This is a genomic window from Pseudoalteromonas sp. UBA6610 (genome assembly GCF_002433295.1).
GTDB lineage: Bacteria > Pseudomonadota > Gammaproteobacteria > Enterobacterales > Alteromonadaceae > Pseudoalteromonas > Pseudoalteromonas atlantica.
Genome location: NZ_DJHW01000020.1, coordinates 22,227 through 44,173, shown reverse-complemented (window position 1 = coordinate 44,173; position 21,947 = coordinate 22,227). Strand labels below are relative to the sequence as shown.

The 21,947-nt window shown below is 39.1% G+C and carries 15 protein-coding genes and 1 other RNA gene; 9 read left to right on the top strand and 7 right to left on the bottom strand.

Going from position 1 to position 21,947, the window contains the following annotated elements:
* The first annotated feature begins 27 nt into the window (after positions 1 to 27).
* Positions 28 to 1,701 carry a gamma-glutamyltransferase gene (ggt, locus tag B4F91_RS02655; protein ID WP_286937666.1) on the top strand — a complete coding sequence of 558 codons (1,674 nt, stop codon included), beginning with the start codon at positions 28 to 30 and terminating at the stop codon, positions 1,699 to 1,701.
* A 46-nt stretch (positions 1,702 to 1,747) separates the two neighbouring features.
* Here the strand turns inward: ggt and B4F91_RS02650 are convergent, their stop codons facing one another.
* Positions 1,748 to 2,950, bottom strand: coding sequence for an aromatic amino acid transport family protein (locus tag B4F91_RS02650; RefSeq protein ID WP_286937665.1), 1,203 nt, complete (start codon positions 2,948 to 2,950; stop codon positions 1,748 to 1,750).
* 206 nt (positions 2,951 to 3,156) lie between these two features.
* Between B4F91_RS02650 and B4F91_RS02645 the strand changes: the two genes are divergently transcribed.
* Complete coding sequence (locus tag B4F91_RS02645; protein ID WP_286937664.1) at positions 3,157 to 4,044, top strand: DMT family transporter; 888 nt, start codon at positions 3,157 to 3,159, stop codon at positions 4,042 to 4,044.
* 13 nt (positions 4,045 to 4,057) lie between these two features.
* Here B4F91_RS02645 and B4F91_RS02640 read toward each other — a convergent pair whose 3' ends face one another.
* Entirely contained in the window at positions 4,058 to 4,936 is an 879-nt protein-coding gene (locus B4F91_RS02640) for a flagellar protein MotY (RefSeq protein WP_024032261.1), read from the bottom strand.
* Positions 4,937 to 5,299: 363 nt separating this feature from the next.
* Here B4F91_RS02640 and rnt point away from each other — a divergent pair, with 363 nt between their 5' ends.
* Entirely contained in the window at positions 5,300 to 5,992 is a 693-nt protein-coding gene (rnt, locus tag B4F91_RS02635) for a ribonuclease T (RefSeq protein WP_029774102.1), read from the top strand.
* On the opposite strand, the gene B4F91_RS02630 is transcribed toward rnt, so the two are convergent.
* On the bottom strand, positions 5,976 to 7,601 hold the full coding sequence (locus tag B4F91_RS02630; protein ID WP_054983045.1) for a DUF342 domain-containing protein: 1,626 nt from the start codon (positions 7,599 to 7,601) through the stop codon (positions 5,976 to 5,978). The two genes, rnt and B4F91_RS02630, sit on opposite strands and share 17 nt — an antisense overlap.
* A gap of 266 nt (positions 7,602 to 7,867) precedes the next feature.
* Between B4F91_RS02630 and ssrA the strand changes: the two genes are divergently transcribed.
* From ssrA to B4F91_RS02605, 5 genes are all read left to right on the top strand, one after another.
* Positions 7,868 to 8,223: a transfer-messenger RNA gene (gene ssrA, locus B4F91_RS02625) on the top strand.
* A 508-nt stretch (positions 8,224 to 8,731) separates the two neighbouring features.
* Positions 8,732 to 9,316: a hypothetical protein gene (locus B4F91_RS02620; RefSeq protein WP_064386029.1), complete on the top strand. Its 585-nt coding sequence runs from the start codon at positions 8,732 to 8,734 to the stop codon at positions 9,314 to 9,316.
* A 5-nt stretch (positions 9,317 to 9,321) separates the two neighbouring features.
* Entirely contained in the window at positions 9,322 to 12,120 is a 2,799-nt protein-coding gene (rdrA, locus tag B4F91_RS02615) for an antiviral RADAR system adenosine triphosphatase RdrA (RefSeq protein ID WP_286937662.1), read from the top strand.
* Entirely contained in the window at positions 12,120 to 14,699 is a 2,580-nt protein-coding gene (gene rdrB, locus B4F91_RS02610; protein WP_064386034.1) for an antiviral RADAR system adenosine deaminase RdrB, read from the top strand. The genes rdrA and rdrB overlap by 1 nt, the downstream gene beginning before the upstream one ends.
* Before the next feature lie 21 nt (positions 14,700 to 14,720).
* Positions 14,721 to 15,539: a hypothetical protein gene (locus tag B4F91_RS02605; protein WP_064386036.1), complete on the top strand. Its 819-nt coding sequence runs from the start codon at positions 14,721 to 14,723 to the stop codon at positions 15,537 to 15,539.
* A 233-nt stretch (positions 15,540 to 15,772) separates the two neighbouring features.
* On the opposite strand, the gene B4F91_RS02600 is transcribed toward B4F91_RS02605, so the two are convergent.
* From B4F91_RS02600 to mnmC, 4 genes are all read right to left on the bottom strand, one after another.
* The gene (locus B4F91_RS02600; protein ID WP_064386038.1) at positions 15,773 to 16,840 is read right to left on the bottom strand and encodes a hypothetical protein; all 1,068 of its coding nucleotides are present in this window, start codon (positions 16,838 to 16,840) and stop codon (positions 15,773 to 15,775) included.
* Positions 16,841 to 17,195: 355 nt separating this feature from the next.
* Complete coding sequence (locus B4F91_RS02595) at positions 17,196 to 17,831, bottom strand: NAD(P)-binding oxidoreductase (RefSeq protein WP_004588390.1); 636 nt, start codon at positions 17,829 to 17,831, stop codon at positions 17,196 to 17,198.
* Between the two features lie 169 nt (positions 17,832 to 18,000).
* Positions 18,001 to 18,324: a hypothetical protein gene (locus tag B4F91_RS02590; protein ID WP_286937659.1), complete on the bottom strand. Its 324-nt coding sequence runs from the start codon at positions 18,322 to 18,324 to the stop codon at positions 18,001 to 18,003.
* 269 nt (positions 18,325 to 18,593) lie between these two features.
* Positions 18,594 to 20,603 (bottom strand): bifunctional tRNA (5-methylaminomethyl-2-thiouridine)(34)-methyltransferase MnmD/FAD-dependent 5-carboxymethylaminomethyl-2-thiouridine(34) oxidoreductase MnmC, encoded by a 2,010-nt coding sequence (gene mnmC / locus B4F91_RS02585; protein WP_286937657.1) that lies wholly within the window; start codon positions 20,601 to 20,603, stop codon positions 18,594 to 18,596.
* A 181-nt stretch (positions 20,604 to 20,784) separates the two neighbouring features.
* Here mnmC and fabB point away from each other — a divergent pair.
* The coding region (gene fabB / locus B4F91_RS02580; protein WP_288635357.1) for a beta-ketoacyl-ACP synthase I at positions 20,785 to 21,947 on the top strand (1,163 nt) is incomplete at its 3' end.

The window sequence follows — 21,947 nt, the reverse complement described above, 5'->3', positions numbered from 1 at the left end:
ATTCAAATAATAAAGTAAGGATGTTTTATGGGGTTATTCTTTCGACCAAGCCGGCTCATTGTTAAGAGTGTGTTGATTGCACACTTTTGTATATTTAGCGTGCAGGCGGAGCAAGTTACTAAAAGCGCTGTCGCAATGCCTGACTCGTTTAGTGCAGATACAGCACAAGCTATTTTAGAACAAGGTGGAAATGCTGTTGATGCGGCTATTGCTGCGCAATTTGTATTAGCGGTAACGCTTCCCGAAGCCGGAAATATTGGCGGGGGAGGCTTTATGCTTATACAAAAAGAGGGAAAAGGCGACTTTATAGACTATCGCGAAACGGCTCCCCAAGCAGCGCACAGAGATATGTATTTAGATGCCAAGGGCGATGTAATTAAAAACAAGTCAATTTATGGTATTCATGCAAGTGGTGTACCAGGGAGCGTAGCCGGTATGTGGCTGGCGCATCAAAAACACGGCACCTTAAAATGGCAAACATTAGTACAGCCAGCGGTTACCCTAGCAGAGCAAGGCTTTAAAGTGCCGCCCAAATTGGCTCAGGGGGTCGCACAATACATTGCTCATTTAGACAAACAAAATATAAATGTAAATTTTAAACACTATTTTGCAGATATAAAAGCAAATCAGATTTTTAAACAGCCCGAGCTAGCCGCTACTTTAAAGCGCATAAGAGATAACGGTCAAGACGGGTTTTATAAAGGCGAAACAGCCCGCATTATTGCCAACTTTATGCACCAGCACGGCGGCATTATTAACCAAACTGATTTGGCTAATTACACGGCTGTGTCGCGCACGCCGATTAAAGCTAACTGGAACGGTTATGAAGTATTAACCTCTCCACCACCAAGCTCTGGCGGAATAGCTATTTTGCAGTGGCTAAAAATGTTTGAGCTTAAAAAAAGCGAAATGGGGCTGGTACATAACTCTACTCAATATGTACATTTACTTGCTGAAATAGGTAAACGTGTGTTTGCCGATAGAGCAGAGTACTTGGGCGATCCGGACTTTTTTGATGTACCAGTGACTGAGCTTACTCATATTGATTACCTAAAAGCGCGCAGTAAAGATATTTCTTTAACAGCTATTTCAACCACCGAAAACATAAAACCAGGCCTCAAAGAAAGTGAACAAACCACGCATTTTTCTATTATTGATAAAATGGGTAATGCAGTGGCCAATACCACAACGATTAATTTAAGCTTTGGTAGTGGCGTTGTGGTTGAAGGTGCAGGCTTTATATTAAATGACGAAATGGACGACTTTAGCGCTAAACCTGGGGTAATGAACGCCTTTGGTGCGCTCGGCGGTAAAGCCAATGAAATTCAGCCTCAAAAGCGTATGCTTAGCTCAATGTCGCCAACCATACTGCTCAAAAACAACAGCGTTAAAATGGTCACAGGCTCGCCTGGGGGCACAACAATTATTAGCTCGGTGTATCAATCTATTTTAAATGCGGTTGAATTTAACATGGGCGCCAACGATATTGTTAATAGCACGCGGTTTCATCATCAGTTATGGCCTAAAAACGTGATCAGAATACACGCAGGGCTCAGTGAAAACACACAAGCTGAACTTATAAAAATGGGCTACACACTGGATGAGCGCCGTTTTGGCGATTTGCAGGTTATTGTAAATAAAGACGGTGAGTTACAAGCAGCTTCTCAGGCTACAGGCCGTGGTGAGTCTCGGGTATTTTAACATTTTTAACTAACCCCTTTTTAAGCTAAAGGGGTTAGGTTTGTTATTAACCAATAGCGGGTACTAATCCCAACATTTGCATAAATTGGGCGACAATAATTACAACGCCGCACAGCCCTGCCACCGCTAATCCCATATTACCACTTCGCACTTGATATCCCGTTTGAGGGCCCGATTTACGCTGCCTATACACCATAGAAACCGGTAAAAATATTGCTAATACCACAAGGGCGATGGCTGCATAGCCTAGCGCCATTATAAATCCCTGAGGGTAAAATAACGCAAACCCTAAAGGGGGAATAAAAGTAATTAGTGCGGTTTTTATTCTTTCTGACTTGGTGTCGCCTTTATTAAATGCATCAGCAAAAAAATCAAATAACCCTAAGCTAACACCTAAAAAAGAGGTGGCCAATGCTAAGTCGGCAAACAGCGTAACAGCGCTTGTTACCTGCGGATTATGCGCAATACTTGCCACACTCTCTACAAAGCCTGTTAAGCCATTACTATTGAGTAAATCACTTTGCTGCATAATCCCTTGGCTAAGCAGTTGCCAAAAAATATAAATCACTAAAGGTAAAGCAGCCCCTGCAATCATTACCTTACGCAATACTTTTGTTTCTAGCCCCACATACTTAACAATTGACGGAATAGAGCCATGAAAACCAAATGAGGTAAAAATAACGGGTAAGGCAGATAAAATCAGCCCTTGCTCAACGGGCATTTCAAGTAAGTGCTTACCTTGTACATAGGGTGTAAGCATATAAAACAAGCTGCCTAGTACTAAAATTTTAATCGTAAATAACACGCGGTTAAGTTTATCTACTTTACTGGTGCCTAAAGTAACCACGCTACCTATTACAATGGCTAAAACAATAGAGGCAATTTGGGGCGCTATGTTTATGCTCAAATCACTACTAATACGCGACTGCAACTGCGCGCCACCCCCGGCTATATAGGCTGCGCACAGGGCGTAAAACAAAAATATCATCGAAAAGTTAGCAACGTACTGGCCGCGTTTTCCTAACCAGCGCTTTGCTAAGGTGTTTAACGTTGCATCTCTAGGGGCGTATTGGTGGAGCTCTAGCATTAATAAAGCGGTGTAGGTCATCAGTAACCAGCTGGCTATTATCAGTGCAAGCGCGGTATTAAATCCAAGCCCTGCAGAGGCTATTGGCAATGCCAGCATACCTGCGCCTATGGTGGTGCCTGCAACAATTAACATGCTGCCTATTGTTTTATTTTTAAGCACTTAACTATCCTAAAATGTGTGAGAGGCACTCAAGATATAACTAGTTACTTAAAACATAAATAGTTTTGTAATAAATGCCGGTAAATAATAATGTAACTATGAATTTACAGCTGTATTTAGGCGTTTATATATGTACTGCGTATTACTTTCGCGCGTATAATTTACTTTAATAGGGTTTCTACCTCCTCAGTGCAAAGGAATGGCGTGTGCCAGTTAAATTATCTTATTTACTACTTGTCATTATTTGGTGTACTACGCCTTTAGGTATTGTATGGAGCAGTGAAACTGTAGCACCAACGCTCGCCGTTTTAATGCGCATGATTATAGGCTTATTTGTTGCTGGGTTAATTGTTGCTATAGCCAATATTCGTGTACCTTGGAGCAAAAACGCGTGTACGTTATATGCATACTCCAGTTTGGGTATTTTTGGCGGTATGTCATTAAGTTACATGGCTGCTACCACAGTACCTTCAGGTATTATTTCATTAGTGTTTGGCCTTGCGCCTATTCTCTCTGGTTTTTTAGCACAAAGGTTACTTAATGAGCCTAAATTTAGCCCTATTAAATTAATAGCGCTGAGCTGTGCATTAATAGGCCTTTATTTTGTAAGTTATAACCAGCTACAAACCTCACAAACTCAGGGCATAGGGCTGATGTATGTGTTATTGGCCGTTACTTTATTTAGTCTCAGTGGGGTGATGATCAAACGTGTAAAAATTGCTATTCACCCGATGGCAACCACTTTTGGAGCGCTGGTTTTTGTTACTCCTTTATTTGGGCTGCTGTGGTGGCTGGTAGATGGGCAAATAAGTATGGATTATTGGAGTGCTCGCTCGTTATGGAGTATTGCGTATTTAGGTATTTTTGGCTCGATTGTAGGGGCTTTAGTGTATTTTCATGTATTACAAAAGTTAAACGCCAGTACTGTAGCATTAAGTAGTTTAATTACACCTAGTTTTGCATTAGCGCTAGGCGCATTACTTAATAACGAGCCTTTAAGTCAGGAGCTTATTATAGGAGCCATAATTATATTTTTGAGCCTAACGTTTTTTCAGTTTGGCGATAAGCTCATAAAGCGGCGCAGCGGTAGTTAGCAGTTTAGGGCGGTTACATTTTTGCTATTTGAATAATTAAACGACGGTTTTTATTTCGCCCTAAAATATTTTCGTTAGTATCAACAAAACGTTTTTCACCTAGGCCTGTGGTTTGTACTTTGCCCTCATCAACCCCTAAGCTGACCATATAATCTTTTATAGCTTTAGCACGCTTACGCGATAAATCTAAGTTATTCCAACGGCCACCGTAGCTATCGGTATACGAATCAATACTTATAGACTCAATACTGGTATCATTTTTTAAATACTCAGCAATTTTATCTAAGCGCTTTTGCGACTCTTTAGTGAGCTTACTGCTATTTGATTGGTAGTTCATTACAGTAAATGAAATATCTTCAAAGCTGTATGGTAAAAGTTCATCGCGGCACTGTAAAAACGCCCAATAGGCTTGTTTAAAATTAACGCTTGAAATACCAACGGCAATTTTGTCGGCACTATTTTGCCAGTCCTGGTAGTAAAAGGTAGGATGAAACCCTTTTTCAAGTTCAGTTAGCATTTCCCATGCGGTTTTATTACCAAGCTCACCATCAAACTTTTTAAGTAACTTCATCGTGGTTATATCACGCGCGGGCAGGCCTGAACGCCATGCTGGTGGCACCGCCTTTAAACCGGCTATATCGTAATTGTCGGGGCGCACAACCATATCTAGATTAAAAGTTAGGTTTTTGTTTTTACTGGCCGATGCCTTAAATATGGCCTCACCGTAGTAGGGCACTTCGTGGTTTAATTGACACTGTAAGCGCGTTGTTTTTATAACTTCCCAATTGGAGTTATCTTGATTTGCGCTGTATTGGCGCATAGCCGCTTGCGATGAATAACTCATCAAGGCGGTGCCAAGGCTTACGCTAATAAAAAACAACTTACACTTCATAAAACGCTCCGGTTAATCTACTAAGCCAATATTTTGGCGTACGGCTAAAGTAGGGCTCTGTACCAACTTAATTAAAAACATAATCTTCGTATCGTATTAAATAGCCCGCTCACTGCGTTAAACTTACTGATGTAAAACAAAGCTATAAATAATTTTCGCCTTGTTATTGCGCTATTTTCTAGGCGCCATACTAGTATCCGTAATTTAATGCGATGGGAATTAATAACAGCCAATACAATTAGCAGTTATTTAAAAGCAAATAGCATGCCTACAATATATTAATTAAATAATTTATAAAGCCCTAGCCGAGTAGCCCCCAATTTTGACATAATAGTGAGCTTATCCTCATAAACCAAGAAGACTATGGCAAATACTGAGCAAACACTTTTCGCACAACGCTTTCGCGGCTTTTTTCCTGTTGTTATTGACGTAGAAACCGCCGGCTTTAATAAAGAAACCGACGCCTTACTTGAAATTGCCGTATCAATTTTAAAAATGGATGACGAAGGGTTACTCAGCATAGATCATACCGTTCATTTTCATGTAGAGCCTTTTGAAGGCGCTAATATTGAACAAGCCGCAATTGAATTTAACGGCATAGACCCGTTTAGCCCGTTGCGCGGCGCTGTACCAGAAGACGAAGCAATTAAAGAAATTTGTAAAGCAGTACGTAAAGCGCAAAAAGCTGCTGGGTGTCAACGCTCAGTTGTAGTGGCACACAATGCCGCCTTTGATCATGGCTTTTTAAACGCAGCCATTGAGCGTAACAATATTAAGCGTACGCCATTTCATCCATTTGTGAGTTTCGACACAACCTCGCTTGCAGGGTTAGCGTTAGGCCAAACGGTACTGGCTAAAGCATGTAGAGCCGCGGGGATTGAGTTTGATAACAGCCAAGCACACTCGGCACTTTACGATACAGAACGCACAGCAGAACTATATTGTTTAATAGTAAATCGTTGGCAAGAACTAGGGGGCTGGCCGTTAGCGCCACTACCTGAAAGTGACGCCCAAGAAACTGAAAACACCGAAGAGGATACTAAAACGACTGAGTGATTTTTCCCTCAGAAAGCTTTACTAAGTGGGGTGGGTAAATACGCGAAAACTGTTTTGTGTCTTTTGCTATTTTAAGCTCCACACCTGGGTGCATTATTTCGTTAATTTTAAGTCGGCTAGTTGCCAATAGCTGAGAAATTTTTTGCTTCACCAATCTTTTTTGACGTTGTACGTGCATAGCGCGAGTTTTTATATGCTGCTCATTAGCGGCAATTTTATCTAGTAGCTGTTGGCGTTGAGCAGCAACTGGAATTTTTATCGCTTTTTCTTTAGCTTGTTTAAGTGCAGATGTTTTACTTGCTAACACTTTTTCAAAATCAATTATTTGAGACTGCTTTGAGCGCAGTTCATGCCAGTTTTGAGCTAAAAACACACGGGTCTTAGTCCCTGCCGGCGCACCTAGCTCACCTGTTTCTATACGCATAGCATCAAGAATATTGCCCCCAATTATTTTGCCGCGAGGGTTACCTGCTTTACCAACACGTATTAAGCGCCTTGCACTTAAATTACAATGTAATGCTTGGCGTTCTATAAATAAATCTTGCGCACTTTTAATATTACAGTACTGGGCATAGCCAATAGAAATAGTACGCTGGGCAGAAATTTCGCACGTAAATGCTTCTTCATTTTCACGCTTACGGCCAATAGCGCCGAGCATAATAGTTACCGCGCTTTGGCTTTCAATCGTGCCTGATTCTACAAACCCTAATACAGTAATATCGCCATTGGCTTTAACCCGCATACCGTCTTTTACATCACCAGATATAATTACACTGCCATCAAAATCAACGTGGCCTGTACTTACATCTACGTTATGAAAACACAAAACATCGTCAACCCGCATGCCTCTAGGTAAGGCCACAGGCACACCTTTACAATCGGCAATGAGCATGTTTGGGTTATTAGGATCTATTTTTGTGCCTTCAAAGGGCTGTAATTGATGTTCTTTACCAGGTGTTGCCTTGATCATATCGCCAAAAACCGTATAGCCATCTTCACCTGGAGTAGCTGCTACTCGCTGCATTAAAGGGGTGCCGGGCTTTACCGTAATAATCGCGCCAAGGTCTTTCATATCGACCTTGCCACCTTCTTTTGCTTGGGGGCTAAGTACGCGGTCTTGCGCAGTAGAGCAAAGGCGAACAAACCTCGCATCACTGCCTTCTTTAGGGTTTCGGCCATGAGCCACAATAGCGCTGTATGATGTACCTGCAGGGTGAGAAAACTGCTGACCTAAAAACGTATCAAGTGCACGAGGACTAATGCCCTTTTTTACACCGGCTTTAACTAAAGCTGCTTGAGCTGCCTCCATAGAGAGTAATGCGCCGCCTTTGGCCGTGGTAAGCGTTGCCTCTGCAACCATGTTTTTTTCATCAACGTTAATAACAATGCTCGCGTCCGTGGCTTTGGCAATTACTAATGATTCTTGCTGATAATTTTTACTCGGTGAAAATAACTTACCAATATTGCCAGAGAGTACTTCAAACTCGCAATAATCCGACTGTTCAAGCAGCTCAATAAGTTGAGCACTCGTTACCGGAAATCCATTATCAATAGGGTGTGCAGATAACGCCAGCTCACCCGTTTGTTCATTAAATAAAAAAACCGACATTTATAAATTCCCTACGTAATATGCCTGTTATTATGATTATTACTTTTACTACTAAAGCCTTATAGCTAGTGTAAAATTTAACTCCTTATTTGAGCACAACTTGACCGACATGTTAAGTAAATGTTCAGTATTTGTTTGCTTTTTTACAAACTTGTGCTTGTTTACTGTTCAGTTGATTCAGTTAGCTAAAATAAAAGTGTCACACCCCTTGAGTATCAGTCGTTTACTCAGTTATACTGCCCTCACTGAAAGAAATTCATATTTCAGGGGCTGATTAGGATTCGACGGAATTCAAGAAGCCTGAGGTGCATGTCGAGGTGCGGTTTGCCTCGTAAAAAGCCGCAATTTAAAGTAATCGCAAACGACGATAACTACTCTCTAGCAGCTTAGGCTGGCTAGCGCTCCTTCCATGTATTCTTGTGGACTGGATTTTGGAGTGTCACCCTAACACCTGATCGCGACGGAAACCCTGGCCGGGGTTGAAGCGTTAAAACTAAGCGGCCTCGCCTTTATCTACCGTGTTTGTCCGGGATTTAAAGGTTAATTAAATGACAATACTAAACATGTAGTACCGACGGTCGAGGCTTTTCGGACGGGGGTTCAAATCCCCCCAGCTCCACCAATACAGGTATTTAAGTTCGTTACTTAAAAACCATAAAAAAACCGCCAATTTGAGCAATCAGATTGGCGGTTTTTTTATGGATAAAATTTAATTAAAGCAATTGATTTGTTTCGCATTCTCAGGAGCTAGTAGTACGATATTGGATGATGGTCTAAATTAAACTGCTATGGGTAGTTAAATTATTAAATAGTAACCAACAATATCTATATCAAATAGTCGGTATTGGCAGGTTAATTACTCGTTTAATTTTAAAAAAGTGCATTATTCAATATAAATCGTGCCAATCATCTCAAAGCCTTTTTGCCTTAACAGCTAAATTTATATAATATAATTTGTTAAATAACGGATTAGCTGAGTCTTACAAAAAATGGAATTATATGTCACTCCCTAACAGACCAAAATCCTTCCATAATTTAGACATAAAGATCAAGCACGTATTTTAAGTAAAAGCATTCAATTGCGATTACCGCTTCAAAGGTTAAATCCACTTACTTTTAGGATGAAATGTATGGCGTTAACATATGCTGTGATTAACAAAAATGATAAACGACATAATAGCGACCCTATAGATGACGATGTAGCTATAGATGAAATTGACTTTTATATTGCTGAATACACCAAAAGGGTGACTAATTTCGAAGCTAAAAAAAAGATTAATGAAAGGTTTACGTTTGTATCGCTTGTAATTGTCTTGCTATCAGCTGGTTTAATCTACTCACCATTCTTATTTGGTGTTGATGTTTTAGAGTATGGCTACTTAAGGTTGATTGTCAGTTTGTTTCTCAGTATTGCAGGTATGATTTTATTTGTTAGCTACTTGGTTAATAGACTTAAAGGCTATACCAGAGCATGGAGCAGGAACCGCTTAATGAAAGAGCAGCTTGAAATTTTAGCACGAGAATATCGTTTAAGTATTCGAGGAAAAAAACTCCCCACAGATCGAGAATATATAAACATTGAGCAAGAAAATATCTTATCTAAGTTATTCGAACTTGAATCAAAAAATAGAATCGAAACTCACGTAGATATAGTTGGTGATTACATCGCAGCACATGAAGGTGTTTTCGGTTGGGTTAAGGGATTAAGGAAATAACAAAAATGACAACAAAATATATATTAGATTTGAGCAAAGAAGAGTACCTCGATAACTTTGTCGTACTAGATGAAAAGATCAATGATAAAGAGTTTTGGCAATATGAAGCACGTGATAAATTAGTTGAGAAGCTGAATATTTTTTTAGATGATGCTAAAAAATATAAAGAGGCTAGAAATGAAAATAAATCTAAAACTTGGCTATCACATAATGCAATATTGGTAACAGGTCAGCGCGGAACGGGTAAAACAGTATTTCTTCGAAACTGTGAAGCGATGTGGGATGTGCATTGTAAAAAAGCGCTAAAGAGTCAGTCAGAAATTTATTTTCTTGAATCAATTGATCCAACAATGCTCATTGAGCAAGATAATTTTGCTAACGTTATTATTGCTCAGATATATAGTGAAGTAGAGGCAAAGCTTAACTCTGGAAATAATTGTAATGTAAACGAAGGCTTGAAAAGTGACTTTTATAAAAAATTAAAAAAACTAGCTGATGCTCTAGGGAAGAAGGAAGAGTTTGAAGGTTGTAGTGGTATTGATAAAGTTTTGCAGTATAAATCAGGCATTAATGTCGAAAGGTATTTTCACGACTTTGTTGAAAGCGCAATTCAAATTTTAGGTACTCAAGCACTTGCGTTACCTATTGATGATGTGGATATGGCTTTAGATAGAGCCTACGAAGTTGTAGATGAAGTACGCAGGTTGTTAGGTTGCCCTTATATTATACCTATCGTGAGTGGTGATTTTAGCCTGTACGAACAAATGGTACATGTTCATTTTGATGAAAAAGCATATAGAGAGAAAACTAAAAACAAAGAGCTAATAGCTAAAGGAAAAAACTTTTCAAATAATTTAACGGATGCATATTTAACAAAAGTGTTCCCTAATCAGATGCGGCTAAGCTTATTACCGATAGACTATATTTCGCCATCGCTATTTATTAAAACTGCTTCAGGAAAGGGGGATTATCCATACCGAGAATATGTTGAAGCACTCCAGTCACAATTTTATCCACTTTGTTCAAATGAAAATATTTTAAAAAATTGGCCTAAACCCGATTCTGCAAGAGAGCTTGTTCAATTTACTCGAACTGTGCTACCGCATGAGCTAGAGCTCGCTCAGGAAAATGCAGATCTCAGTTATAAGCTTTGGAAGGGCTTTATTAACTGGGCTGAGCACAAACAAAATGGCCAAGCCTATGCAAATGTGGAGTCTTACTTGACGGTTAAAAATCGAAATATCGAGGATATATTTAATATTTCGGATTTATTTTGCTTTAGCCCTAAAGCACAAATAAAAAGCACACACTTAAATTGGGCAGATAAGCCTTTTTTAAAATCACAGCTTTATTCTTTGGGTATTGAAGATAAAACCAAGTTAATCGAGTTGAAGGAACGAAGGTTTAAAACAACTCAACCATGGAAGAAAACGCAAGATAACAATACATGGTTTTTAGATAATATATCCTTAATTGAATTTGGTTTTAATGATGAAGATAGGACTTTATCTAGTTTGCCTCCTTTAGAGTTTTTTCACTTAGAAAGTATGGTTACATTAGGTGAGGCTAAAGAGGCAAGTAAATCGAATGACCTCAATCCTTCTGAGTTTATAATTAAAGAGAAAGCCAAAGAAATTAGCTCTAAAGAATCAGCCAACAAAGATGATGAGAGCACAGTTAAATACAACTTGAATAGATTATTACTGGATGTTTACACGTATGGAGATCTCTATTCAACAATGGGTAATAGTAATAAATATGTGTTTATAAGTAGGGCATTTGAACTCATTTTGTACTCTTTCCTTTTGGGGAAGAATGAAACTCCTACCAACAGCCTTGATAACATACTTAGCCGAAGGCCTTTTTACAGTATATTTAACATCGCGCCCACTAAAACAATAATCAGTGGTGAGGATGAGGATATAGATAACATAACAACACCAACAGTGGCTGATAATATCAGCAATATAGAAGTACTTGAAAAGCTAATAATACAGTGGCGAGAAACACATAGCGCGTTTTTTGAAACTATGCCTAGCGAAAAGTTACTCCCGATTTTTTCTTTTATGTTCAATAAAATATTCACTGCATTTCACTCATTTAAATTCGAAAATTATATCGGTTCAAATACCGCAGATGGTGAATATTTAACGGATCATATTAGGCGCTTTGAATTGATGACTTTGAATTCTGCTTACACCGCTATGATAAAAGGGGAGTCGATAGAAGCAAATGTTGGTGTAACAAAGAATCATGAAACAATTAGAAGCAAAAAGTTATTTAAGAGTAGTGATAGAACGCTTAATAGGAACATGGCACGTTTTAATAGTCAATTCAAAGAACCAGAGAGTATTGAGCAGCAATTTATTAGGGCTTTAGAGTCGCATCCACTTTTTGAGATAATCAAATCAGAAAGTGATGGAGATATTGTCATTGAGAAGAGAATTAAATTGGGGAAAATTCCAAAGGATAAAAACTTAAGCGTTGATGGCAAATCATCTTCTTTGTATAAAAACCAAAGTAAGTTCAACGATGTTAAACGTTTGAAATATAGATTGCCAAAACGCTTGATTCAAAAGGCTAAAGATTATCTGGAAAAGAATTCTGAATATTACGATACAGTCAAGGCGACAAAGAAAGAATTAGTCTCTGCGATAGAGAACGACTTAATTGCATATGATTATTTTGAAAGCGATTTCAATGATAAATCGATTAATTTTGATGACTTAAATATCATTTCAGGGAACAAGGCACATAACTTTATAAAAGTACTTTACGATATTAACAAAAATGGTAAATCTTGATGCTTCTGACCAATGACTTATTACTTGCTGATGTCGTTTTTCTTTCATCGGATAAAGCCATTAAAAAGCTGAGCAAAGATGATGTGTTGAGCAAAGATTTTTTAAAGCGTTTAGCTAGTTACATACAAGATTACCAGCCTTATTTACATCGAAATTTACGTGATGAGGATGTAATTAGCCAACTACATGCCTATGAATATGATAAGCCGGATATAACTGTTAATGGCGTACTTTCTCGCTTAGCCCATACTTTTTTAGAGTGGCAAGGAAGCCACTTTGAAGTTAAACAGAGCAAATTAGAGCAGTGGCTAGAGCTTTTATCGCTTATAGATGGTACTTGGATTATTGCTCAAGCATATAAGGATATTGCTAGGGAGTATGATTTTAGCGCCAGTGACATTATAAATGCTGTTATAACAGAGCAATGCCCTCATGCACTAGCAAGGGATAAAGCAGGTAAGTTATTTGCAGATAACCATGTTCATTTAGGCGGCCATGGGCATACAGGGCCTTCAATACTAAGTTTTGCGCTCTATGGTGAAACTCTATCAGAGAGGGGCTGGCCTAAGCGTCCAGAATATACTCTATTTGAAAGTGGCCAATATAAAAAAGAAAATTTACCGATTTGGAGCTTTCAACTTGCGGATAAGCTGGTGGAGCACGCGTTTACTCAACCTGAAAAAACAACTAGAGTCGATTTGGACAATCCAAAATTTGAACAAGATGATTGCTTGGCGTTGTATTATTTAAGTACACAGTTGGCTACGACTCTTGCTCAAAAAGCATTTTTACAAGCACACTGTAAACCTGTTCGTTCGGATGTACGCTGGTTATTATTTTGCATTGGAGTGGTAAGCACTGAACTTAAAGACCCAACTATAGCGGCGCAATTTATTCGAGTATCAAATATACTGCGTAATTATATGATTGTATGGGGTACAGGCCTAAGCCAGTTTGTCGAATCATTTGGTTTTAGTGCTCGTAAAAAAAGATATCTTCCTTATCAAAATAACAGCAGGTTAGATGGTTTAGTTGCAGATATTGATAACCGAACACTGCGTGAATTTAGAGTATCCCCAAATGTTGTTGTTAATGATAAAGGTAAAATAGGGGCTAAAGGTCTACAACAAGGTTTAGAAGCCGCTTTAAAACATTCACTTGCCGAAAATATCCATTTTATTATCCATTTTTCTCGAAGTTTGAAAGGTGATTTAGTAAAGAAAGAGGATAAGTACCAAGCCAATATTCGCAATGTCCTTAAAAAACAAGTGACTGCATTGCAGAGATTTAAAGGCTTGGTTACTTTTTCTGATATGGAAATTAAAGCATTTGATCTTAACTTATCAGTTAAACAAAATATTGACTTGCGCAAGGCTATTCGTGGCTATGACTTAGCAGGGAACGAAAATGAGTTACCAATAGAAGTGTTTGCCCCTGCGCTTCGTGTACTTAGAAGCGCAAAACATCCTACCACCAGCATATTCAGCAAACGTTTCACACGACCGTTTTTAACCGTGCATTCAGGTGAAGATTATAGTCATTTACTTTCAGGTTTAAGGGCGATAGATGAAGCTGTGTATTTCTGTGATTTTAAAAGCGGTGATAGGTTAGGGCATGCGTTAGCACTTGGGGTTATGCCGCGAGTTTGGGCTCAAAGACAACAAACAGCGTATGTAAGTTTAGGTGACCACATTGATAATTTAGTATGGTGTTATCAAAAGGCACTCGAAGTGATTCAAATTGCCCCGCGTTTTACAGGGGTACTTCAGCTGATCCAAGAAAAAATTAACTTTTGGTCTATGCAACTATATGTTGATGAGCAACGGAACTCTGAGAATCAACGGTATACTGTAAGAGATATGCATGAAGCTTGGAAGTTGCGACGTAACTGTCCAGAAACATTAAATTTAGAAACTTGTGAGCAAACATTACCTAAAGTTGATCATTTGAACCCTTTATACCGTGACTGGATAATTGATTTTGATAAACAGGTTGGTGGCTCAATTACAAGCAAGGCATTTAAACTATGGCAAAAGTATGTTTTAGGTCATATCAGAGATGACGCATACTTTGCTGCACGCAAAAAGCCCGTCATTATCCATTGTCAGCCTAAACAGGGGGAAAATCCATTCTATGTTAAGGGACGCATGCAATTTGATTCAGTCTCCGCTGCGGAACTTGATCTTTATGAAGCTATTCAAGACTTACAAATGGAGAAATATGCAGGTAAAGGCATTATCATTGAAGCCTGCCCAACCTCTAATATTTATATTGGTCGATTTGAACACTATTACGAACATCCTATTTTTAGATGGGACCCACCTGAACAGGATTGGCTTAAGCAGAGTGAAAAGTATAACCGCTTTGGCTTGAGAAAAGGGTCAATTACAGTATGTATCAATACGGATGATGCTGCGCTAATGCCAACCACAATACAAAATGAGCACCGAGTACTGCAAAAAGCGGCTGTTGAGCATTTTAACGTTGGCGTTAATAAAGCGGAAGATTGGATAGAGCGAGTCCGTAGGAAAGGTGTAGAGATTTTTAAGGCTAATCACTTAGATTGGGTGAACAAGTAATTATTTATTAAAGGGACTTTGATGGATCAGTTTTATGTTTTTGCTAATCAATATTACATAGAGTTTTACAGCTTGAAGGGGCGTGTGAAGCGAGTTTTACCAGTAGCTCTGCTTATTTCAATGCATGCGGCAGTAGGGATCTACTTATCTTATTATTTTAGTAACGGCTTTACGACCTCTGATGAGTTCAAGTCGTTTAGTGGCCAATCCTTTTCCGCAGTTTACATAATCATTTTTGTTATTTTTATATTTTGGTTTGCCATAAAAATAAAGTCGGCGGTAGTTAAAGATTTTAGTGAAAAATATGGTCATCAAGGTAGTAAAAATTTAAATCAACTAAAAATAATCTGGCTTGAAAAGTATTTTCCTGTCGATAGGAAAGACTACATTAAATATGTTGATGATGTGAAACCTTACTTAAACAGAATATCAGGACATCATTGGCTTTGGACTTATAGAACATTCGACTTCTTTCAAATGATTTATAATGAAACGGCAAAACCTCGTATTTTGGCGCTTACACTCGCACTATGCTCTTTATGTACTATATTGTCGCTTCACCCCAGTGCCTCAGCAAATTTCTTTGAATTAGTATACGACATCGCTCATTATGGCTGGGTGAAAGTCGCTTTTATGTTGTTAATAGCAGCTATGTTTTTTGCTGAGATATGGATTGCGATAAGGTTAGTAACTGAAGTGTTGATTTTTATACTTCTGAGGTCACGATACATAGCAAACAAATACAATGAAAAAGAAAGCTACTTTGCTATTTATCTTATTGATGATTTAGTGAGATATCATAAGTTACCAGTCAGGAAGTTTATTTATCTACAAAGTTAAGGTTAGTAAAGAATTTTGTACTATTAAAATTACATATCATACTTATTTTCAGTACCAAGAATGGTATCTTTGGTGTGGGTGTTTGCTTTTAAATTCCATTAAAAACAGTGGGTTATTTATTCCGTTAAGACTCCCCCAGCTCCACCAATATAGGTATTTAAGTTCGTTACTTAAAAACCATAAAAAACCGCCAATTTGAGCAATCAGATTGGCGGTTTTTTTATGGTTTTAATTTATTCTATGCTTGTAGCGGCTAGCTTCATTTTTATCGACCTTACTTTCATTTTAATACTAATAATAATAAGCGTTAAAAACGACATTAAGCTAATTAGTAGAGTTAAATCTAATATCGGTGACTTGGCGAGATGTGTGTTTGTAGGCGTGACGGGCAAAGCGTCAGGCTTATTTTGTTGTTGCCTAATGTAGCTTTGGCTTATCCAATCAACGGCGTTGATCCATTGAATTTTATCAGGGTTATCATTACCAAGCTTGCTCATTACATGGGCGTCGTTATTGAGCGATTTAGCAAGGTTAATTAATTGCTCCCAAAATACATGTTCAGTGCCTAGCGCATCTATTTCTTGTAGGTGCTGCTTTAACCTTTCTGCGCCCATGCTGTTTATATTTGGTTGCTTTAGAATTTTTGCGTAACTGTTTATATGCGTTGAAAAACGAGCAAAATAGCTATCAATTTTTTGCTGCGCCCCTTGGTTAAGCTCATCTGTGTTGTGGGTGTTAGGCAAGGTGACTTCTGGGTGCTTTTTTTGATTTGCTAAGTACTGCTTATAATGAACGTAATTTAATGTTGTTGAGGGCGAAGCTGATGAGCTGTCTATCATACTCATTTTAAGTGTGTTAAAGCTTATTACTGCTGAGCAAATAAGGCAGATGAATAATAAGCTATAACAAAAAAATAATGCGCTTTGCAGTGCTAATTTGGGCAAGGCGGTTGGGCTATTTACGCCGGACTTTTTAATGCTGGTTATTGTATTAGCTATTTTTTTTACTGCTGGCTCATTGCGAGCAACAACCAGTTTAGTACCCGCGGCACTTTGGGGTGCCCTTACACTTGCGTGCGGTTCTACTTTGGTGATTAAACCAAAGCTTTTTAGTTTAGATTCTGTTTTAACTGCATCAATACTCGATAGGTCTTTGACGAGTGCGTAGGCTCGGCCATCAAATAATTTTACAGCGACATTATGAGGGATTTTTAAAAACTGACAGAGTTGCTCTTGTACGGTACTAATGTCAGCATTTTGGTGTAACTGACCATTAAAAATAATTTTAAATGAGGCGCTCACGCTATGTCCTTATTCGTGCAACTTCCATTGAGGAATTTTTATTATTGTTTTAACACGCTGTTAATTTACCAGATAAAATAAGGGGTTTCTAGTATTTAACCTTATTAAACTAGTAAAAAAGCCTGAACGAAATTTGCTCTGTTGAGTTTTTAACGCATTGTTTTGCGGTGATTTTAGTGGAAGTGCTTGTTTTTCATGTTGTTTTATTAGGAACGCGGTGTGTAGGCTTTTATAAAGCGATTTAAACGTGTTGTTTACATTTAATAAATATAGTGAAGCAAGAGAGGGCGCGTGCGATTTAGCATTTAAATACGTTGCCCTTTGCAAGGGGGTTTACAAAGGGCAACCAGAGTGTTTATTTTACAGCTGCTTTAATGGGCGTTTCGCCGTCAAATAGTTCAAAAACGCGGTTACCGTTAAATGCGTTAGTAGCAATATGTAATAGGGCATTGGCAACGTTTTCGCGGCTAATTTTAGCTTTAGAACGATCGTTTGGACGCTCGGTGGTTACTTTCATTGAGGCGCTTTCATCGGTCAGCCCACCTGGGCGCACTATGGTGTAGTTTAAGCCACTGTTGATAAGGTGCTCATCGGCCATATGTTTGGCAACTAAGTAAGGTTTTAAGTCGCTTTCAATTGAGTCTGGATCGTCAGCGCCAATAGAGCTAATCATAATAAAATGCTTTACGCCATGCTCTTTAGCATACGTTGCTGCTTTGGTGGCTGCCCATAAATCAATTAGCACGGTTTTATCTGTGCCTGTACTTCCGCCAGAGCCAGCAGCAAAAATAACTTGATCGCAATCTTTTAACGCACCAGAAAAATCTCCTTCGAGATCTTGCTCAACAATAGTTAAAAATGGACTATCTAAATCATCTAACTTACTTTTGTCACGCACTAATGCAGATACATTTTGTTCATTGTTTAAAAGCAACTTGGTTGCCATTTTACCAATTTGTCCGCTAGCGCCAATAATTAGGGTCTTACTCATAATTAATTCCTTCTCAATTTAGTGTAAAGGTATTTAGTACAAATAGACCTTGGGGTAGGCATTCGTTTTTAAAGGGTAAAATGCTGTTTTTCTCAACAAAGTGGTTATTTAAAAGTAAATAAAAATTGAGTCTGAACTGAGCATGAAAATTAGCCGCTTTTTACTGTGTTTATTCAATCATTATGCTCACTTCGGTAACATAATTATGATGGTATAAACTGATGCGAACAGCATGGTTTTGGTAGTTATAGTAAAGGGTGCGGTAGTTATTATCGCCTTTGCTGTTAATGGGAACACCAAGGGCCTGCTGATAAAATTTAGAAATAGCATCAATAGAAGCAGCTAAATACCCTGTTCTAACCAGCGGGTATTCGCCAGTTACATCCATGGTGGTGATGAATTCTTCAGGTAAGGGGATGGCGGTTACGTCTTGGCTAAATGTGTTAAACGATATAGCGGCGAGTAATGTTACAGCACAGGTTAAAGCTTTCATTGTTATCCTTTTATTGATACCCATCCGCATTCATACATATGGTGCGCATTGGTTATATAATACCAGTGCGCAATAATACTTAATCATTTTGCGGTGCTAACCGTGTCGCTACCTGTTTTAAAAAATTCTTATTTAGAACAACTAAATAGCGAACTTTTTTCTTAGCCATCAACAGGTTTTTCCAGCCTCAAAATTGATCACTTAATTAAGCGGATTGGTATAAATTCCTTTTATGGTTATTATTTTACGCAAAAAATGAATGATGTCATTTAAATTTTATTTCGTATTAAATCACGTACTATAAAACGCGCAGGGTGAATGGCCTGGCTTACACGCTCGCTGAGTGGGCGTGGTTCATTATTTAACGTGCTAATAAAGTGCTCGCTTAATAACGGTGCGCTGCATAATGCGCGCGCTCCAAATCCGGTAAAAATATGTAAGCCTTGTTGTGGCTTGCATAGAGGTGAGTATTGATAGCGTTTACCTAGGCGTAAATTAGCAAAGGCGGTGCTGTAATCGCTTTGCTCACACCATTGTCCTGCCATTGGCAAGTGATCTATAAATGTGCAGCGCACAGCTGCTTTAGCGCAGGTGATGTCACCTAATGTGGTGGCAAAGTCGCTTTGATGGTAAAAGCTAAGTAGTTGCTCATGGTTTAGCTGGTTGTCTTTGTCTGTAACGGCGCGACTTTTTGTGTTTTTTTCAAATGTAGCGCCCATACAGTGTTTACCTAAATAGGCGGGGGTAAAATAACCTTTATGGCACAACACGGTTTTAAGCTGCTTAGATTGTTCACTCGCTTGAATATGCGATACTTGACCACGTACCCCTACAATAGGTAATGCGTTTGTTTGTTCAAACGCATCGCTATGCTCACCTGCACATATTATTACATCACTAAAAGGGCCATATTGGGTATGCTTGTGGGTTAAATACCAGCCTGCATCGGTTTTAGTAAGCTGCTGTATATGGCAATTAAAATAGCTATTAATAGGGTTAAGGCTATTGGCCGCTTTTAGCATTGCCTCAACTAGCTGGGGTGGGTTTACCCAACCGCCTTGCTCAAAATAAACGCCGGGGTAGCCGGTTTTTACGCCCGCCAGTTTATCTCCTTGCTCTACAGTTACATTGCGCATTAAGGCTTGAGGCCATAACTGTTTTTGTTCTAAGTTTTGATGTTTATCGGCAAGAGGCTTTTTTACCGCATGTTGCAGTACACCGCACCAGCTATAATCAAAATTAAAGCCATTTTTTAGTAGTTGTTGGTAACTGCGTTTAGCGTATAAAAAACTGTGCGCAAATAATTCACTATGAGGTGAGTTTTTAGCTTGCAGATGGGGGTAAACCGCGCCTTGTATGTTATGTGAAGCGCCCATAGCTGGTTTTTCATCTTGGCAAAATAGGCTACTTTTAATGCCACGCTTAGCCAAACTGTGCAAAATACAGCTACTCGCAATCCCTCCGCCAATTACAGCAACATGCTCTAGCTTGGCAGGGGGTTGATCAAAGTACGGGGGTGATGACTGTGCACTATTAGCGTGTGCTAATTGGCCTATCAGCATTTCGCGTTTACGGCCAAAGCCTTTCGCTTTTTGCATGCTAAAGCCTGCAGCTATTAAGCCTCGGCGTACAAAGCCTGCAGCGGTAAATGTGGCAAGTGTTGCATGCTTGCGCGATATATCAACCATGGCATTAAACACACTTTGTTGCCACATGTCAGGGTTTTTACTCGGTGCAAAGCCATCTAAAAACCACGCATCAACCACCCCTGATTGCGGGTAGCTCATTGCATTTATTGAATCAAGCACGTCGCCAAAATACAAATCAAGAATAACTTGGCCGTTATTAAATTCTATGCGATGACAGCCGCCTAAATTTATAGGGTAGTGTGTTATTAATTCGTCACTAAGCTTGTTTAATGTTGGCCACGCTTGCAGTGCTTTTTTTAGATCATCAGCATTAAGCGGGTATTTTTCAAACGAAATAAAATGCAATCGCTTAACCCGTTTGTCTACTTGATTTTGAACTTGTTGATTGGCAAGGTGGTCATTAAAGTGTTGCCATGCATTTAAAAAGTTTAAACCAGTACCAAAACCGGTTTCGGCAATAACAAAATGCGTTTGGTCATGATTTTGTAACCGCGCCTGTATATTGTTTTGTTGATAAAACACGTAATGCGATTCAGCAAGGCCGTCGTCATTAGAAAAATAAACATCGTCAAAGTTATCGGCTACCGGTGTGCCTACTTCATTAAAGTGTATTTGGGCGTTTTTTATCATGACTTATTAAATTTTTAGACAGTATTTTTTAATTATTTTACGGGTTTTCTTTGAAATAGTCTGGCGTTATTTATAAGCTATTAAATTCAGAGTACAGGTGTACGCTAGAAAGCTGACCACTTAACACCTAAAAACAGCGTAAAATACACAGTAATTTAGTATCAAGCTAAGGGAATTACCCATGAGAAGAGCCGTAATTACGGGTATCGGTGTTGTATCAAGCATCGGTAATAACAAACAAGAAGTATTAGAGTCACTAAAAGCGGGCAAAAGCGGTATTGCTTTTAACCAAGAATTTGCCGATTACAACTTACGTAGTAATGTATCGGGCAAAATTGATATTGATGTTAAAGAACACGTAGACCGTAAAGCAATGCGCTTTATGGGTGATGCTGCTGCTTACTCTTATATTTCTATGAAGCAAGCAATTGAAGATGCTGGCTTATCTGATGAGCAAGTATCTAATGAGCGCACGGGTTTATTAGTTGGCTCTGGTGGTGGCTCTTCAAAGTGGCAAGTAGAAGCGGCCGATATTTTGCGCGAAAAAGGCGTAAAGCGTGTAGGTCCTTATATGGTTCCGCGTACGATGGCAAGCACGACATCGGCTTGTTTAGCAACGCCATTTAAAATTAAAGGCGTTAACTATTCTATAAGTTCTGCGTGTGCAACATCTGCACATTGTATTGGCCACGCTGTTGAGCAAATTCAATTAGGCAAGCAAGATGTTATTTTTGCCGGTGGTGGTGAAGAGCTCCACTGGACTCTTGCAATGGAATTTGACGCAATGGGCGCGTTATCTACCAAATATAATGAAACACCAGAAAAAGCATCTCGTACGTACGATGCAAACCGCGATGGTTTTGTTATTTCTGCTGGTGGCGGTATTGTTGTAGTAGAAGAGCTTGAGCATGCACTTGCTCGTGGCGCACATATTTACGCAGAAATTGTAGGCTACGGTGCTACATCTGATGGCTACGACATGGTAGCACCTTCAGGTGAAGGCGCAGTACGCTGTATGCGCCAAGCAATGCAAGGCGTTGATACACCAATTGATTATTTAAACACGCACGGTACATCTACGCCGGTAGGCGATGTTAAAGAGCTAGGCGCTATTCAAGAAGTATTTGGTGGTAACTCGCCGCTTATTAGTGCGACTAAATCATTAACGGGTCACGCACTAGGTGCTGCGGGTGTTCACGAAGCTATTTTCTCAATTTTAATGATGGAAAACGACTTTGTAGCGCCATCTATTAACGTAGATGAGCTAGATGAGCAAGCACAAGGCCTTAACATTGTAACTGAGCGCCGTGATGCACAGCTTAATACTGTTATGTCTAATAGCTT

What these genes read in the sequence shown, in the direction of transcription:
- rdrB (WP_064386034.1), top strand. Translation starts at nt 12,120, where the DNA reads ATGCTTCTGACCAATGACTTATTACTTGCTGATGTCGTTTTTCTTTCA.
- B4F91_RS02640 (WP_024032261.1), bottom strand. Translation starts at nt 4,936, where the DNA reads ATGAAGTGTAAGTTGTTTTTTATTAGCGTAAGCCTTGGCACCGCCTTG.
- B4F91_RS02630 (WP_054983045.1), bottom strand. Translation starts at nt 7,601, where the DNA reads ATGTCGGTTTTTTTATTTAATGAACAAACGGGTGAGCTGGCGTTATCT.
- B4F91_RS02595 (WP_004588390.1), bottom strand. Translation starts at nt 17,831, where the DNA reads ATGAGTAAGACCCTAATTATTGGCGCTAGCGGACAAATTGGTAAAATG.
- B4F91_RS02605 (WP_064386036.1), top strand. Translation starts at nt 14,721, where the DNA reads ATGGATCAGTTTTATGTTTTTGCTAATCAATATTACATAGAGTTTTAC.
- mnmC (WP_286937657.1), bottom strand. Translation starts at nt 20,603, where the DNA reads ATGATAAAAAACGCCCAAATACACTTTAATGAAGTAGGCACACCGGTA.
- rdrA (WP_286937662.1), top strand. Translation starts at nt 9,322, where the DNA reads ATGACAACAAAATATATATTAGATTTGAGCAAAGAAGAGTACCTCGAT.
- rnt (WP_029774102.1), top strand. Translation starts at nt 5,300, where the DNA reads ATGGCAAATACTGAGCAAACACTTTTCGCACAACGCTTTCGCGGCTTT.
- B4F91_RS02590 (WP_286937659.1), bottom strand. Translation starts at nt 18,324, where the DNA reads ATGAAAGCTTTAACCTGTGCTGTAACATTACTCGCCGCTATATCGTTT.
- B4F91_RS02620 (WP_064386029.1), top strand. Translation starts at nt 8,732, where the DNA reads ATGGCGTTAACATATGCTGTGATTAACAAAAATGATAAACGACATAAT.
- ggt (WP_286937666.1), top strand. Translation starts at nt 28, where the DNA reads ATGGGGTTATTCTTTCGACCAAGCCGGCTCATTGTTAAGAGTGTGTTG.